Genomic DNA, 16828 nt, shown 5'->3' with positions numbered 1-16828 from the left:
CTCATGGCATACGTCTGGAGGAGATAAAAATGAAGACTCTCAGTTATCATACAACCCCTAAGTGTAAAATAGATGGCTACTCAAACACTGCTAGGGCCTTAAAATTACCCGCAATTGCTGCTTGTACACTTCTTTTAGCGGCATGCGGTAGTGATAACAATAACGGTAATAATAGCAATGTATCTTCAACGCCTGCCCAACAATTAACTATTTTTGATATAGCGGCAGACGACGAGCGTTTTGATAGCTTAGAGTTAGCATTAACCACCACAGGTCTAGATGCAGCGCTCGATAACCCTGATGCAACCTATACCGTGTTTGCACCTACCGATGATGCCTTTGAAAAATTAGGCGAGACACTCAATACTTTATTATCAGACCCTGATACCTTGTCAAATATTTTGCAATATCATGTCATTGATGGCGCAACGATTAACGCAAATACCGCTGTCGGCCTTGCTGGCAATACGCAAGAAATGCTCAATAAAAATAATATCGCCATCACCTTGCAAGGTGATGATTTGTACATTAATAACGCCAAAGTAATTATTACTGATATAGCAGCATCAAACGGTATTATTCATGCCATCGATACCGTGATTACACCGCCTGCGCCCATTAATATTGACGGTACCATTATTGATGCGGCCGTTACTACCCCCGAATTGTCAACGCTAGTCAGCGCTATAGAGGCAGCAGGCCTTGTCGATTTACTCAGTGACGAAAGCAAAATGTTTACAGTATTTGCGCCGCTAGATTCCGCTTTTGACAAAATAGATGACGATGCTCTAAGCGCATTACTAGCCGATAACGAAGCATTAACCGACGTACTGACATATCATGTTATTAGCGACAGCGATGTAGACTCCATCACTGCATTGAGCTTGTCGGGCAAAATGGTCACCATGGCTAACGGTGATGACATTCATATTATGATGAAAGATGGCAAACTCTTTATTAATCACTCAGAAGTTGTGACGAAAGATATCGTCACTAAAAACGGTACCGTACATTTAATTGACACCGTCCTGATGCCGCCTGTAGGCTCAATTACTGATATAGCCGCTGCCGATGAGCGCTTTGAGACATTAGTCACCGCATTAAAAGCAACCGAACTGGATAAAGTTTTAGCCGACAAATCAAAAGTATTTACCGTGTTTGCGCCTACCGATGATGCCTTTGATAAATTAGGTGAAGAAACTATTAATGCATTACTAGCAGACACCGATACTTTAAGTAATATTTTACTCTATCACGTAGTACCTGATGCCAATGTAAATGCTAAAGCAGCACTGGCAACTGCTGCTGCAGGCGAAACGGTTACCATGGTCAACGGTGGCGATATTAGCCTAACAGTGGTTGACGGTGAGCTTTATATTAATAACTCTAAAGTTATTATTAACGATATTATGGCCGATAACGGTATTATTCATGTCGTTGATACCGTAATTGTACCGCCTAAAAATATCTATCAAACCGCTATTGATGCCGATGTGTTTGGTGTACTCTCCGAGGCGTTAATTGCCGCCGGTGTTGATGAAGAAAAAGCGAATGCAGAGGCAACAAAAATTGTATTCGAAGCCACTGAACTCACCACTGTACTCAGCGATGAAACTGCCGTTTACACTTTATTTGTACCTACTGCTGAAGCGTTTAGTGCGCTAGGCAACGAGGTACTGAATGATCTCGCTGAAAATCCTGAGAAGCTAAAAGATATTTTGCTATACCATACGGTCGCTGGTGCAAAACTCAATGCAGCCGATGCTATTACTGCTGGCAGCACTGAGGGCGGTACAGATATTACAATGGCAAATGCAGCGGGCAATACCGCAAAGATTGAGCTTATCGATGAGATGCTCTATGTAAATGACGCTAAAGTAGTCACCACAAATATTCAAGCAAGCAATGGTATTATTCACTTTATTGATAAAGTTATTTTACCTGCAGCACAATAATTTTTTATAACCACAAAACTATACAAAGCGCAATCCTCCGCGATTGCGCTTTGTATTATGCACTTAAGCTAATATGGCTGCCACTGGCACTGCTAGTAATATCAACACGTAATGCCATTTGCTCTTTTAGTTCACTCACATGGCTAATAATGCCAATCATTTTACCCGAGTGCTGTAAGTCAATAAGCGTGTGTAGTGCTAAATCTAAGGCCTCTTGATCTAAACTACCAAAGCCTTCATCAATAAACAAAGCGTCAAGCTGAATACCACCAGCATAGGCTTGTACCACATCCGTTAAGCCTAGCGCTAATGCAAGTGCAGCTAAAAAAGATTCGCCACCACTTAATGTGGCTGCGCTACGAGTTTTGCCCGTGTGATTATCCTCTATTAATAGATCAAGGCCCGAGGCACCACCGCCTTTAGTGCGCTCCAAATTACGCAATAAACGATAACGCCCCTTACTCATTGTGATTAAACGCTCACTTGCCTCAATCAATACGTCATCCAATAACACACCGAGTACAAAGCGCTGTAAGCTAATGCGTTTCCCATTTTTGCCACTTGCACAATCGGCAAGTGTCCCCACTAAGCGATGCTGCTCTTCGAGAGCTGTAGATTTTTTAAAAATATTTTTAAGTTTTGTTAATGTTGATTGTATTTGATCGATTAGACTTTGTTGCTTTTGCCAATGGCTAAGCTGTACGTTATAGCGCTGGCTACTTGTTTGGGCAGCAGTTTTTAAGGCTTGAATATCAGGCGGGGTTTTATCTTTTAATTTTTGTATTTGCGCTTTGATAATCGCTTGTAAGTCATTAGTGTTTTGATCGTAATGTGTAATTTCAGATGCTAGGGCATATTCTTGCTCAGCGGTTAATAATGCGTTATTAAAAGCATCCGTATTTTCAAAACCATAACGATTAAGTTGTACTCGCCAATGAGCCTTCGCTTCATTTAATTCGGCGAGCTGCGTATCACAATTATTTTTTAGCTCGGCGGTTAATTGTTGCTTTTGAATCCATTCTGTATGAGCCTTATCAAAGGCCTCTTGGCTTTTTTGTTGTTGCTGCTCTAGGGCGGAAATATTTAGCTCTAGTTGTTTTATATTATTGGTGAGAAGGGCTTTATCGCGTTGCTCTTCAGGTATGGCTTGCTCTAATAGCTTTAATCGGTCGTGGGCTACTGCATAGCTGGCTTCTGACTGGATTAATAATGCCTGCTGCTCTTTTAGTGCTTGTTGATCCTTATTAAGTGATTTTATCCAGCTGGCTTCGCGCTCGGCGAGTTGCTTTAAGGTAACCTCGACGTCTTTTAATGCTTTAATATCATCGGTAATTTTTTTGCAGGCTTCGCGCAGTTGATGAATATCAGTATGGGCTTCACTCGCTAACAGTTGCGCTATTTCGTGCTGCTGTTTGGTTGCGTTTTTATGTTCTGTGTTTAAGCGGGTCAATACTAGATTATGCGTATTGAGCTGTGCATTGGCGTTTTCGAGCACTTGTTTTTGCTGTTTAATTGCTGCCACATCGACTAAGGTATCGTCTGTTGTATTGGCAGGCTTAGGGTGATTGGTCGAGCCACACACCAAGCAGGCGGCATTAGGCTGCAACTGCTGCGCTAAAATAGCCGCTTGCTGGCTGTGCCATAAATACTCGAGTTGTTGTAGCGCTTGGTTTTCATGATTGCAATTATTTTTAGCTTGCTCAATGGTGGCGCTTAGCGGGCCTATCTGGGCATTTAATCCTGCTATAGCCTGTTCTAATTCGTCACGTTTTTTAAGCCGCGTGCCTAACTGTACTTGGCGTTCGCGTTCAGTTTTTAGGGCGGGTAATTGCGCTAAACTATCTTTTAAATTCGATGTCGTCTTTCTGTTTTCGTCGATGGATTTTTCGTGTTGGGCGATGGCTTGGCTAAGTGCATCACAGCGCTGTTTATTTTGAAGGGTTTGCTCGGTGGCCGTTGACGTGTTGGCTTGCGCTTGGTGTAGTTCATCGATTTTAGGCAATAATGCGGCTAATACGCGTAGTTGCTCTTGTTGCTGGGGTATATTTTGTGCATCAATAGTGGCTTGTTTAAGCTGTGTTTGTGCATGGAGCATAGTGCTGTGTGCTTGTTGCAAGCCTTGCTCTTCCAAAGTTAAGCGCTGCTGAGCCTGTTGAGTTTTATTATTAATAAACTCAAAATTATTGTAATCGGCTTTAATTGCTTTAGCCTGCTCACCTTGCTTTAGGGTGGATTTTTTAAGAGAAAATTGTTCTTTTTGATCGAGTAGTGCATCGAGCTTTTTTTGATCTTCGGCTAATTGATCAAACTCTTTTACTGTGTTTACCGCTAGCTCTAGGTTTTTTTGCTGTTGGTCGTGATCCTTTTTGGCGGTATCTCTTGCTTGCTCTATCTCGATTAATAAGCGCTGCTGATCTTGCCAATATTGCTGCAATGCATCGGTATCGTTAGCTTCGTAATCGGCTAAAAGGTTGCTGGTATCGTGTTTGAGTAATTTATATTGAGAGTCAACTTCTTTGGCTGCCGCTTTAAGCTTATCTTCTAATTGCTTGTAAGTATGAGTTTGAAAGAGGGTGCTAAAGATTTTTTCACGATCGCCAGAGTCGGCTAATAAAAAGTCACGGAATTTACCTTGGGGCAATATCATAACTTGGCGAAACTGCTCTACGGTTAAACCCATTAATTGGGTGATGTACTGAGTGACCTGATTGGCTTTTTTAGCGGTAATAATGGTTTCTTTGTTGTCTTCAATAAGCCATAAATTAGCTTCGGTTTGCTGTAAGGTGGTGCCTTCGCCGCGAGCTTTGTTGCGCTCTTGCTGAGGTATGCGCTCTACGGTGTACTGTTTGCCTTTTATTTCAAAGGTTAAAGTGATTTGGGTGCGTGTTTCGTGGGTGGCGTGGTCGCAGCGCATTTGGGCGGCGTCGCGGTCGCTACCGCTGGTTTGGCCATACAAGGCAAAACACATAGCATCTAGTAGCGTACTTTTGCCCGCCCCAGTAGCGCCATTAATTAAGAATAATGGGTTTTTGCCTAACTGGGTAAAATCTAATACTTGCTCGTCCGCAAAGGGACCAAAAGCTTGAACCGTTAGCTTCAATGGCTTCATGCTTCACCTCCGGTTTGCTCATGATGTATTTGGTCGAGCAAGTTGGCGATGTATTTTTTTTGGCCGTCATCCATCATTTCGCCTGTCGCTTCTTTAAAAAAGTCGGCAAACATCGCTTGCTCGTTATGTTGTAGTGCTTTATTAGCGTGCTGTGTACCGTGACTATTTTGCAAAAAGGTCTTTTCTAGCTGTAACACATTCGGATAAACCGTACGCAACTTAGCCATCGCATCTAATAATGCATGCTTATCGGTAAGAGTAATGGCTAAAAAATTACTACTGTGCGGATCATTTTGGCCTGCAGCCATTAATGCATTCATCTCACCCTCTAAGGTGCGCATATTGCGTAGCGGCGTCAAAGGCAGCTGCGTTATAACAGGGGGCAGGTCTATGCTCAGCTCGACCAATGTTACCGCCTTGTTATGCCGCTCTTCCGAAAAGCTGTACTTGAGCGGCGAGCCGCTATAGCGAATATGCTCGGCGCCGCGTTTTTGTTGGCCGTGTAAATGGCCCAGTGCAACATAGTCAAAGGCTTTCATAGGGCCTGCACTCACGCGATCAGCACCACCAATAGCCAGTGGCCTTTCCGAGTCACACTCCTGTGCGCCATCAACAAAACAGTGGCTGAGCAAAATGCGAAAGTCTGTGTTTTTTGGCGTTTCAAGTATGCGCTGCACTAAGAAGGTATGGGCCTCATCAAATGTTTTAACGGGTATATCAAATTGCGAGCGAACCTGCTCAGGCGCATGGTATGCAATGCCATAAAACTCAGCGCCGTGCCCTTTGGTATCTGTAAGAGTGACCGCCTGGTTGCTATCTTTAATGTTGTGAAAGATATGCAAGTTTTGATTGGACAGTGATCTGGCCCCAAAAGCTAAGCGCTCAGCACTGTCGTGATTACCGCTAATCAGTATGACAGGGATATTGTGTATTTGTGTGAGGCGATGAAGGGTGTCGTCTAACAGCGTCATAGCTGATGACGGCGGTACAGCCCGATCAAAAATATCACCGGCAATAAGTACCGCATCCACCTGCTGATCGGTCGCATAGGCGATTATTTGATCCAATATAAACGCCTGATCCTCTAATAAAGACACATTATGAAACACCCGCCCAAGGTGCCAATCTGAGGTGTGCAGTAATTTCATCAAAAAGCCCGCCTATTGAGTGTTATAGAGGATGGCAGGCTAGCGGGTGTTAAGGTAATGGGCAAGTGAATCACGTATTAGGAGCTAGGAATTAGCGCGGTTTAAGCCGCTGCGTTGCTTCTTAATACATTTCTCACTAGCATGCCCCTTTAAAGTGACTCACTTCTTTTATTTTATTATCCATTAGAGCCCGCTATGACTTTGCCTAAAATGTTTAAATCACCCAATACGCTCATGGTGCAAGGCACTACCTCTGATGCTGGCAAGAGCTTAACTGTGGCCGCGATTGGGAGGATTTTATATCGGCATGGAGTTAAAGTTGCTCCTTTTAAACCGCAAAATATGGCACTAAACAGTGCGGTAACAGCAGCCGGCGGAGAAATTGGACGCGCACAAGCGGTACAAGCTTTAGCGTGTGGCCTTACAGCGCATGTTGACATGAACCCTGTCTTATTAAAACCCAATAGCGATAATGGCTCGCAAGTGATTCTATTAGGCAAGGCTGTTGGCAATATGAAAGCAGGAAACTTTAATCGCAAAAAAACAACGCTGTTACCCCACGTACTCGCAGCTCATCAGCGCCTTAGCAAGCAATATCATGCGGTCGTGGTCGAGGGCGCGGGTAGCCCAGCAGAAATAAACCTACGCCAAGGTGATATTGCGAATATGGGTTTTGCTGAAGAAGTTGATTGTCCAGTAGTCATAGTGGCTGATATTGATCGTGGTGGGGTGTATGCTCATTTATATGGTACCTATTTATGCTTGAGTGATAGCGAAAAAAAACGTGTTGTTGGCTTTGTGATTAATAAGTTTAGAGGTGACCAAAGTTTACTAGCACCAGCCAATGATTGGTTGACGCAAAAAACCGGCGTACCTATTTTAGCGGTCATCCCTTACATTCCTGATTTATATATCGAAGCCGAAGATGCAATAGATACCCAGCAAAGTACTAAAAGTGATGAGTGTTTGAATGTACATGTTGTGGTATATCCACGCATCTCTAATCATACCGATTTTGATGCCCTACGCTTACACCCTCAAATTAACTTAACTTATGTACGTAACCCGCAAGAAGCGGCCGATAGCGATTTAATTATTTTACCTGGCAGTAAAAATGTACAGGCTGATTTAGCTTGGCTTAAAAGCCAGCAGTGGGACGCTGCGCTCAATAAACATTTACGTTATGACGGCAAAGTATTGGGGATTTGTGGCGGCTATCAGATGCTAGGTAAAAGCCTTAGTGATCCACAAGGTATTGAGGGGCAAGCAGGCTTATGCAGTAATGGCCTAGGTTTACTCGATTTACACACCACCTTACACCCCGATAAAATCTTACGTAATGTGAGCGGCCACTGCTTGTACACTCAAGCCAGTATTAAAGGCTACGAAATACATGCAGGGCAAAGCAAAGGGGGCGCTCTCAACAGCCCTCTGTTTAACTTACGTCATGATAACGGCGTAGAATGTGCCGAAGGAGCAATGAGTGAGGACGGACAAATAAAAGGCACCTATTTACATGGAGTGCTAGACAGCCAAGAATATTTGCAAAGCCTACTCACTTGGTGTGGCATTGCACAGGCACAAACGTTTGATTACGAAAAATACAAGTTAGAGCAGCTTGATTATTTAGCCGATGAAGTTGAAAAAGCTTGGTCGTTTGAGGCGATATGTGAACTATTAAAGTTAAGCACTTAAAGAGATGGCAACAACGTAATAGATCACAAGGAAAAATAAGTACCCCATCAGCACCCTGTTGAGCGGTTTTTTTGGGTTCGGCTGAATAGTTACATAATTACAATATTTATTCGATTATTTTGTCATCGTAATCACTAATAATCTCGTCGCCATTCCAAAGAAGCTGAGGTTTTACCTGTACTGGCGGCGGTGCTGTTTAAGCGCACCTCTTTGGTCACATCAATTTTTAAGTTACCTTGCCAAGGTTGTGCAGGGTTTGAGGAGCGTTCTAGCTCTAAATAGACGCGTTCGTTTAAATATTTACCTACACCCACGTTAACTCCACCGCCATCATCTGCGCTATCTTGCCCTATGCGTAAACTATCAAAGCCAAGTTTTTCACGGGTAGTATTGAGTGGGTCAAAACTACTGCCATTACTAATAGTATTAATGGCGCGGGCCAGGCTAATAGCTTCTAATGGCGAAATATTTTGAATCGAATCGCCAAATAATAATCGCGATAGAATCTCTTCTTGAGGAAGAGCTGGAACTGAGCTTAAATCCATTTTCACTTCGTCTTCAGTCCCAGATACCACTAAAGTAATTTCGTGATCACCTGTATTATAGGTGGCAGGAATATTAAAATTAAAAGACTCATTACTGAAGCGTGCACGCCCTTCGTTAAGCGTGAGAGGTTTTTGCAACAGTTTTATCTCCCCGCGCAGCGTTTTAAAATTGCCAGCGACATTAGGCTTAGTGGCAGTGCCATTCACAATAACATTCCCTGCAAGTTCGGCAGTTAAACCTCGGCCACGAATATAGGCCTGTTTTTCGATGCCTACATTAATGTCTAAATTAACATCCGGTAAAGCGCTTTTTTTCGTTTTAACAAGATCTTCTTCGCTGTACACTTCTTTAACTTTGAGCTTGGGGATACTCGCTGCAAGGCTAGTATCAATGTTGATTTCGAGCGGGCGCACCTCTAATTTACCCACCACATCAAAACCTTTCATGCCGCCTTTAATGTTCACATCACCACTGACCGAGCCGCTCACATTGGGCGTAGTAATGAGGTGGGCATCGTTTGTATGCACGGTTAAATCAACCGCCTGCTGGCTGTTGGGTTTGCTCCAGTCAATATAACCACTGCCCTTAACTGTGCCACCTTCACCGTCACGGGCAAACGCTGTGACCAAATCAATACGCTGCGCGTTGGCTAAAGCGTAAACTTGTATTTCACTGAGTACAGTACCCGTGGCCGCTTGCCTAAAATAACCATTTTTCAATAATAACTCGCCAGTGGCAATCGGGTTTTGCGCGGTGCCGTCGATCGTAATGTCAGAGACTAACTCCCCTTGCACTACAGTTTGGTCAGTGTCTAAAAATAACTGGAAAGCACTGGTATCGACATTGGATTGAATACTGCCATAAGTCGGAATATCACCCCCGCTCTGGTTCAGCGCAAAATTAAGGTAGCTATGCCAAGGAATATTAATGGCAATTTGCCCAGCCGATGTTTTATCGAGGGTAAAACTTGAGTCGACAATTAAATCCGTATTTTTAGAGTTAATGTTGGCATGCCAAATTAAAGGGACTTCGGTGCGGTTATTGGTGCTGTCACGTACGGCAATCGTTTCACCGTACGACATAAAACCCACCAGTTTAGGTGCAGTATAACTACCGGTAAGCCGCAAACGGGCTTCGGCACGACCTTCGCCAATCGGAATATCAAGCACTTTGAGCAACTGCACCGGTAGTCGTGATACCACTAAACGTACATTATTGTCGTGTGCGCTGATATGCCCTTTTAAAGTAATTAATGGTTTGGTAAAGGTAGCCAGACGTAGATTTTCGATATCGATAGTCATTGTTTGCCAGTTGCCAATTTGCGTACTGGCGGCTAATTTGAGCTTAAAAGGCAGCACTTGGTTTTGGTGCTCATACCCTCCTTGAAATAAAGCATCAATACTAGCAGCGGGTGCTTTAAGTGGGCCGCTGAGCTGCCAGTCGGCATTAACAACGCCCACAATACCCGGTGGTAAAGGAAGATTATGCTTGTAAGCCATAGCAGGCGATAAGTGTTTTATCCTGCCTTTCAGCTCGGTGGCATTGCCACGCCAATCGGCGATGCCATTGAGTGTAATAGTCGCGTTTTCGATCTCGGCGGTAAGACTGTGAATATCGGCTTGTGTTGTGGTGGCATTGGCGCTGCCGTATAGGGTAAAGGGTGTCCCTTGATAGCGCCCCAAAATATTAACGTCGGTAATAATTTTAGGCTTAGCCAGTGTACCGCGTATTAAACCGCCGATCCGCTGGGCGTGTACACTTAAAGGCTGAGGGATAAATTGAGTGATGCTGGCGGGCAAAATTGCACGCAGGGGTTTATCGCGTAAATGCGTTAACGTGAATGTCAGCGCGTGCGGCTGGCCTTGGGTATGCAGCCGGCCTTTGACGCTTAATTTGGCCTCGCCTAATTGCGCCTTTAACTGCTCAACTTGTAAGGTGCTGGGGCTTAGCTGTAGTTGGGTGTTGAGCGTGATGTGTGTTTTTTTATAGCCAAGCTGGCTTTTCAGTGCGATATGGCCGCTAGGCAAATGTTGAGTATTCCAATCCCACGTTAATTCGCTTTGAGCGTTAAGTGTGCCGCTAGCAAGGCCAGCTACCCAAGGTTTAAGCAGGATTAAGTCTAGGTCGTTAATCGCTAAATCGAGCGCTAATTGCTGTTTGTTGATACTGCCACTCAGGCGATGGGTTTGGTCATTAACAGAAACGTTTAAACCCGACAGCTTAATATGCTGCAAAATAGGGTCAATCACCAACGCCCCATCAATATCAATGCGCTGCTCAAAAACGGGCGCCGTTAATTGATGCAGTGTGATGTTGATGGGGGCGTTAGCATGCGCGTGTGTCGAGGTTAAGTTGATGCTCGCATTGACCGGCTGTGTCGCAGGCAGGCGCATAAGCTGCGCGACCCAGCCGCCAGCACGGTGCTGTAACACCCCCTGTACACTCAGTGTATTGGCCTTTTGGCTGCTGCCTGTTAATTTCAGCAGCGGTGTGGGGTTGCCAGCTTCGCTGAGCGTAAGCGCTAAGTGAAGTGGGACTGTCGTAGCGGTCTCATTGTGTGGCAGATTACCCGATTGAGCAGTGTCGATGGCAGGCCGGTTTTGGCCAACGGCTGAGTTTTCTGTCCATTGCGGTGCCCAGTTAATGGCGATTGACCCTTCGACTTTAAAGCGCACATTCTGTGGAATTCCTAAGCCTTGCGTGATGTTATTCGATTCCGTTTCAGGCTTAGGTTTATCTTTTTCAGGCTTATCTTTTTCAGGTTTAGACTGATCGTCAGATTTAGGCTTATTATCCGTATCGGCAGGCGAAGTAGAGCTGGAGGTATTGGATGCTGGCACCTGGCCATAAATGCGATTAGAGGGTTTGGGGAGCTGCCAATGATAGCCCTTAATTTGTAAGCCGTTCATAGCAATACGCTGGATTTTTACCGGCGGAATATTAGGCACTTTGACGGTTATGTTTAAAGGGTCTTTGCGGGTTGTAGGCGCGGTTTTTTTGGCTGGCCGATAAAAGACTACGCCTTGCGTGTTGAGCTCGCGAATGTGTAAGCGCTTTTGTATCAGCGATGACAGGGCAACATCGAGTACTGCGCCGCTGATCTCTAGTGTGGGTTTGTGGTTTTGGCTGATGAGCACATATTCGATCTCTAGACGATCGAGTGTGGGCCAGCGCGGGTTATCGATCACCACGGCCAATTGCTCGCTTTGTACAAACATAAGCCCATGCTTTAACCAGAAAAGTCGGCCGGTTTCAGTCGCTAAGCTCACTAACACGCTGATAGTGACGAGCAAGGCAGTCGCCAGTAAAGCCAAGCTAATACGCAGGCTACTGAGCAAAAAACGTTTTAAGTAAGTCTTTACTAACATCAAAAGGCTTGGCCTATGGCTATATAGAGCTGAATACTGTCATCGCCTTCGCGCTTATCGAGTGGCGTGGCAATATCAATACGAAAAGGAGCAAACGAAGTGTGATAACGCAACCCTAAGCCGGCGCTCCATAAATAATCATTACCCATTTTAGGGGCCTTATCCGCATAAGCATAGCCACCGTCGGCAAAGACGGTAATGCCTATGCTTTGAGTAATGCGACTGCGTATTTCAAAAGACACTTCGCTAAAAGATAAACCACCCAAGGGCTTAATACCTTGGGTGTCGGAGTCTATGAGCTCTGGTCCTATGGGGTCGGTTGTCGGGTCTATTGCTGGGCCTGTAGCGCGGGTACTGGTTTCGCTAATACTTTGATAGCGGTAGCCGCGCACCGAGCCGCCACCCCCCACATAAAAGCGCTGGTCGGCTGGCACATCGAGTAATGTCGAGCCATCAATAACACCCACGGCCATACGCATAGCAAAGGTGGGCTTAAATGCCCATTGTTTTGCTGTGTGGTAAACGCTGCCGGCGAGTGTATGACGCGTAAACTTGCGCCCTGTGCGGTATAAATCAATAAAGGGCTCTACTTGCACCCCCGCTGCCCAGCCACGTGTGGGGTTAAGCGGGTTATTGCGCGCACTGTAATCTAGGCTCGCGGGTATACTTAACAAGGCAAAGTCTTCAGGGTTATCAAATTCGGTCACTCGGCTAAAAGTAATATTAGTCCCGATATTGGCAGATAAGCCATGGATCAATTCGCGTTTAATATTAGCACCCACCTCCCCTTTAAAAATATCGTAAGCATAAGGCGTTTCTTTGGCGATAACAGCCGTAAGGGTTAAACGCTGTTTTTTGCGCTTAAAGTGCGGAAAAATCAGCTCGGTCTCTATGCTTTGCGAGATTTTGCTGAGAATAAGATCAGCCGTTAATTGCTCACCGCGGCCCATTAAGTTGCGGTGCTCCCAACCGGTAGAGACCTTCGTTTTAATGTCAGTATCGTAACCTAATGCAGCATTAATACTACGCTGGTTACGCTCAGTTAAGCGAAAGTCAACAGGGACTTTGCCGTCTTCTATCGGCCCAGCTAAGGGCTCGGCATTGGCCAATAAGTTGGTTTGAATCAGCTGTAAGCGCGTGCTATCGAGCAGCCGAGGCTTAAAGCATTCACCCTCTTCAAACCCTAAGAATAAATCTAGGTAGCTTTTTTGGATTGAGGTGTGGCCGACATAGCGTGCTTTACCAAACACCACTTGGGGGCTGGGTTTGAGTGTAAAAATGACACGAGCGCTTTTATTGATATGGTTAATCGTCGCCTCATAACTCACGTTAACCTCGCGTAAGCAGTGCTCATCGAGTACCCATTTTTTTATATTCGCTAAACTATCGAGTACCGCTTGGGCAATCACAGGGTCACCCTCTTTGATACCCACCACTTCTTGCGGTGGCAAGGTCACATTGCTGGGCCAGTTAAACTCGATGGTCGCTAAGGTAAATTGTGGGCCTGGATATATTTGATGAGCGACTTGCCCACGAGCATTTTTACTTTCTATTTTGGCCGCATAATACCCTTGGCTGCGCAAAAACGTGTACAGCAGCTCATGATCGTACTTAGAGGCTGTACGCAAAGTAGAAGCTCGTTGGTATTTGCTATTTGTCGCGCGTTGCTCGCTCAGTGTCGTCTCGGCCAATTTTTGTAACCCGGGCTTATTGGCCACAAAAATCACAAAAGGGTGTTTAAGACCAATCAGTTTAGTGCCTGGAATAGTGGGCGTGCCTGCTGCCACACTCAGTGCTGAATATAAGAACCAATAAGGGAGTGTGCACAGTAAGCACAGTTTTGCCGCGTGGCTTAAGGTGCCGCGCTCGATGAAGCGCCGTACTGCGGTATGACTAATAACATTCAAGTCAGGTGTTGCCTCGTTGTATAACGTTAACGGTGTTAGGGCGCGCAGCATAACAAGAATCACCCGACATTCTGTAGCGCTTTTGTTAGCATGCGGGGCATATTAACTCTCTCTCTTTTAAAGTAACTCTTTGGAACCCTTTATGACCTATTTTGATTGCGTAGTAATCGGCGGCGGCGCAGCTGGTTTAATGTGTGCGGCACAGGCCGGCTTACTCGGTAAAAGCGTAACAGTACTCGATCATGCCAACAAAGTAGGTAAAAAAATCCTAATGTCCGGTGGTGGCCGCTGCAATTTTACCAACTACTTTGTGGAGCCTAGCAACTATCTCAGCACTAATCCGCATTTTTGTAAATCAGCACTGAGTCGCTATACCCAGTACGATTTTTTAGAACTCGTGGGTCGCCATCAGCTCGCTTACCACGAAAAAACACTAGGGCAGCTGTTTTGCGACAACAAAGCCAAAGATATTCTCAATATTTTGCTCGCTGAATGTGAGAGTGCCGGTGTACGTATTGCCACGCAGTGCAGTATTCATAGCGTTGAGCGTATAGAGCCGCAAACCGGTAGTGACCACATTACCGCAACAATACCCACATCAACCACATCAACCACACCAACACCAACACCAACACCAACACCAACACCAACACCACCAAGGTATGAGCTGAGTACAAGCCAAGGTACTGTGCAGTGTCACTCTTTGGTGGTTGCTACAGGCGGGCTGTCTATTCCTACTATGGGAGCAACCGGCTTAGGGTACGACTTAGCGAAGCAGTTTGGTTTAAAAATAACCCCCAAACATGCCGCTTTAGTACCCTTTACTTTTAAAGGGTCTTTGCTCGCGCTAGCACAAAGCCTTGCAGGGGTAGCGCTGCCGATAACGATTGAATGTGAAAATGCAAGCTATGGCCACCAAAGTTTTAAAGAAGCCCTGTTATTTACTCATAAAGGGATCAGTGGCCCAGCAGTCTTACAAATCTCTAATTATTGGATGCCCGACGACACTTTAAGTATCAACTTTTTACCCGATGACGATTTGGCTGCGCAGCTGGCACAGTGGCAGCAAGAGGGCCAAAAAGCCGAGCTTAAAACGCTATTGAGCCGGTTACTACCAAAGCGTTTTGTTCTAGCGTGGCTAGCCTATGACACTCAACTAGCCAGCTTAGCCGAAAAAACAGTCATCCAACTGACCCCCAAAGAGGTCGCCGCGCTGACGCAAGCTTTACATCACTGGCAGTGCATACCTGCCGGCACCGAAGGCTATAAAACCGCCGAAGTGACGCGCGGCGGTATCAATACCGATGAGGTTTCATCAAAGACCTTTGAGGCAAAAAAAGCCCCCGGTTTATTTTTTGTAGGCGAGGTCCTAGATGTAACTGGTTGGCTAGGTGGCTTTAATTTTCAATGGGCGTGGGCCAGCGGCTATTGCGCAGCACAATATGTTTAAAGTCAGTTTTCAGATTTGGGGTTGACTCGACTTCAAATAACGCATGCCATTGTGGGTTATGATGACAGTAGTGAATAATGAAAGAGGTACAGCACAATGAAAGATATGATTCTAGAAATATACGCTTTAGGCGTATGCTTTTTTACCGTCGCTTGTTTTATGCTTTTATTTGGCTTGATATTGTGGGACGGCATTGAACTATCGGCACCGGAATTCACAATCAATAACTACGATTATGAGTGTCATCAATCTGATGAGGCCTATAAAGAATGTTACGAGACGCACCACAAATATATACGCCAAGACGCGCCCGAGACCTTCCCAGTAGGGCAAGCACTCAGTAGCGCTCGAATCAAGTCCTATGAGAGGGTCATTCAATCTGAGCGTAGACGAGCGCTACAAAGCTTGGTGCAAAAGCTCATCATATTGCTGATCAATGCGCTCATCTTTTTGATGCATTGGCGACTGGCTAAAAACGCTCGTAAACACAACGTATAACCCTGACGCACAGCATATAACGTATCAATAGTGACGCTTATTGTTGAATCGTTAAGCTTTGGTGCACAAGTGGCTGCCACCATCGCGGTGTTTGGCGCGGGGCTTTTAGACTAATACTTTCACCAAATATTGGGGTAATAAGTGTCACTTGTTCTGCTTGGGCCTGAATCAATGCTCGCTCAAGCGGCTCGTACCAGTCGTGTAGTGCCAAATCGAACGATGCATTGTGAACAGGCATCATCGCCTTGCCTTTGACATCAAGATGCGCCTGCACACTTTGCTCAGGTAGCATATGAATATCACGCCAAAGCGCATTGTAAGCACCTGTTTCAATTAAGGTCATATCAAAGGGCCCTAAGCGTTCACCAATATCTTTAAAACCTTTAAAATAACCTGAGTCGCCGCTGTAAAAAAGACGAGTATTGGCCCCTTTTATCGCCCACCCTGCCCATAAGGTTGTATCCTTATCCAAAATGCCCCGCCCCGAAAAGTGCTGTGCAGGGGTCGCGGTGTAAGTATGAGATCCAATAGTTGTGGCCTCCCACCAATTGAGTTCAGTAATTTTTGAATGCGGTATACCCCACTCCCTAAGACGCTCACCCACTTTTAATGGCGTGATGAAGTGCGCTACTTTTGCATTAAGTGTCAAAATACTGTGCTTATCGAGATGGTCATAATGGTCGTGGCTAATCAGTACAGCAGCAATCTCAGGTAGCGCTTCTAGTGCTATAGGTAGAGGATGAAAACGTTTAGGGCCGGCCCATTGCACTGGTGATACACGCTCACTAAAAACTGGGTCAATCAAAATAAAGGATTGATCTAAGTAAACAAGTGTTGTCGAGTGCGATAACTTTATCACTTGATCATCACCTTGAGCTCGTATGGCGGCGATAGAGACCGGTTGCACCGGAATACTCGAAAGTGGTGCAGCCTCATTGCGATCGGCCAGCGCGTAAGCCTTAATCACTTTCAACAAAGAGCTAATAGACGCTTGATAATGAATATCACTATTGCTAAAGCGTACCACGGCTGGCCGTAGCTCCATAGCGACAACAACGATCACCACAGCCGCGCCGATGAATAAACGGGCATTTTTCATATTAACTCCAATAGATTAGGTAGGCTCTTAGGCCAGCCTTAAAGTGTCTCTGA

At 45.3% G+C, this 16828-nt stretch carries 9 protein-coding genes; 4 read left to right on the top strand and 5 right to left on the bottom strand.

The annotated features are described in order from the left end of the window. The first annotated feature begins 29 nt into the window (after positions 1–29). A complete protein-coding gene (locus tag AC438_RS09715) occupies positions 30–1955 on the top strand; it encodes a fasciclin domain-containing protein (RefSeq protein WP_082354075.1) in 1926 nt (641 codons plus the stop codon). A gap of 55 nt (positions 1956–2010) precedes the next feature. Here AC438_RS09715 and AC438_RS09710 read toward each other — a convergent pair whose 3' ends face one another. Together AC438_RS09710 and AC438_RS09705 are read right to left on the bottom strand one after the other, a co-directional pair. After that, positions 2011–5064 carry an AAA family ATPase gene (locus AC438_RS09710; RefSeq protein ID WP_053981065.1) on the bottom strand — a complete coding sequence of 1018 codons (3054 nt, stop codon included), beginning with the start codon at positions 5062–5064 and terminating at the stop codon, positions 2011–2013. Further along, positions 5061–6212 (bottom strand): exonuclease SbcCD subunit D, encoded by a 1152-nt coding sequence (locus tag AC438_RS09705; RefSeq protein WP_053981064.1) that lies wholly within the window; start codon positions 6210–6212, stop codon positions 5061–5063. The genes AC438_RS09710 and AC438_RS09705 overlap by 4 nt, the downstream gene beginning before the upstream one ends. 195 nt (positions 6213–6407) lie before the next feature. Between AC438_RS09705 and AC438_RS09700 the strand changes: the two genes are divergently transcribed. Further along, positions 6408–7907, top strand: a complete 1500-nt coding sequence (locus AC438_RS09700) for a cobyric acid synthase (RefSeq protein ID WP_082354074.1) — start codon at positions 6408–6410, stop codon at positions 7905–7907. A gap of 134 nt (positions 7908–8041) precedes the next feature. Here the strand turns inward: AC438_RS09700 and AC438_RS09695 are convergent, their stop codons facing one another. Both AC438_RS09695 and AC438_RS09690 read right to left on the bottom strand, forming a co-directional pair. Then, positions 8042–11821 carry a translocation/assembly module TamB domain-containing protein gene (locus AC438_RS09695; protein WP_053981063.1) on the bottom strand — a complete coding sequence of 1260 codons (3780 nt, stop codon included), beginning with the start codon at positions 11819–11821 and terminating at the stop codon, positions 8042–8044. Continuing rightward, positions 11821–13779, bottom strand: coding sequence for an autotransporter assembly complex protein TamA (locus AC438_RS09690; RefSeq protein WP_053981062.1), 1959 nt, complete (start codon positions 13777–13779; stop codon positions 11821–11823). Before AC438_RS09690 ends, AC438_RS09695 begins: the two co-directional genes overlap by 1 nt. 91 nt (positions 13780–13870) lie before the next feature. Here AC438_RS09690 and AC438_RS09685 point away from each other — a divergent pair, with 91 nt between their 5' ends. Further along, a complete protein-coding gene (locus AC438_RS09685) occupies positions 13871–15178 on the top strand; it encodes a BaiN/RdsA family NAD(P)/FAD-dependent oxidoreductase (protein ID WP_053981061.1) in 1308 nt (435 codons plus the stop codon). Between the two features lie 96 nt (positions 15179–15274). Beyond that, complete coding sequence (locus AC438_RS09680; RefSeq protein WP_053981060.1) at positions 15275–15676, top strand: hypothetical protein; 402 nt, start codon at positions 15275–15277, stop codon at positions 15674–15676. A gap of 37 nt (positions 15677–15713) precedes the next feature. On the opposite strand, the gene AC438_RS09675 is transcribed toward AC438_RS09680, so the two are convergent. Further along, on the bottom strand, positions 15714–16775 hold the full coding sequence (locus AC438_RS09675) for an MBL fold metallo-hydrolase (protein ID WP_082354073.1): 1062 nt from the start codon (positions 16773–16775) through the stop codon (positions 15714–15716). Positions 16776–16828 lie beyond the last annotated feature (53 nt).

This window comes from Marinagarivorans algicola, from assembly GCF_001292705.1.
GTDB classification, from domain to species: domain Bacteria; phylum Pseudomonadota; class Gammaproteobacteria; order Pseudomonadales; family Cellvibrionaceae; genus Marinagarivorans; species Marinagarivorans algicola.
Note: the sequence above shows the minus strand (reverse complement) of the source record. Positions and strands in the feature narration are given on the sequence as shown.

Excerpts from the sequence above, each read along its gene's own strand:
- AC438_RS09685 (WP_053981061.1), top strand. The coding sequence starts at position 13,871 with ATGACCTATTTTGATTGCGTAGTAATCGGCGGCGGCGCAGCTGGTTTA.
- AC438_RS09710 (WP_053981065.1), bottom strand. The coding sequence starts at position 5,064 with ATGAAGCCATTGAAGCTAACGGTTCAAGCTTTTGGTCCCTTTGCGGAC.
- AC438_RS09715 (WP_082354075.1), top strand. The coding sequence starts at position 30 with ATGAAGACTCTCAGTTATCATACAACCCCTAAGTGTAAAATAGATGGC.
- AC438_RS09675 (WP_082354073.1), bottom strand. The coding sequence starts at position 16,775 with ATGAAAAATGCCCGTTTATTCATCGGCGCGGCTGTGGTGATCGTTGTT.
- AC438_RS09705 (WP_053981064.1), bottom strand. The coding sequence starts at position 6,212 with ATGAAATTACTGCACACCTCAGATTGGCACCTTGGGCGGGTGTTTCAT.
- AC438_RS09695 (WP_053981063.1), bottom strand. The coding sequence starts at position 11,821 with ATGTTAGTAAAGACTTACTTAAAACGTTTTTTGCTCAGTAGCCTGCGT.
- AC438_RS09690 (WP_053981062.1), bottom strand. The coding sequence starts at position 13,779 with ATGCTGCGCGCCCTAACACCGTTAACGTTATACAACGAGGCAACACCT.
- AC438_RS09700 (WP_082354074.1), top strand. The coding sequence starts at position 6,408 with ATGACTTTGCCTAAAATGTTTAAATCACCCAATACGCTCATGGTGCAA.
- AC438_RS09680 (WP_053981060.1), top strand. The coding sequence starts at position 15,275 with ATGAAAGATATGATTCTAGAAATATACGCTTTAGGCGTATGCTTTTTT.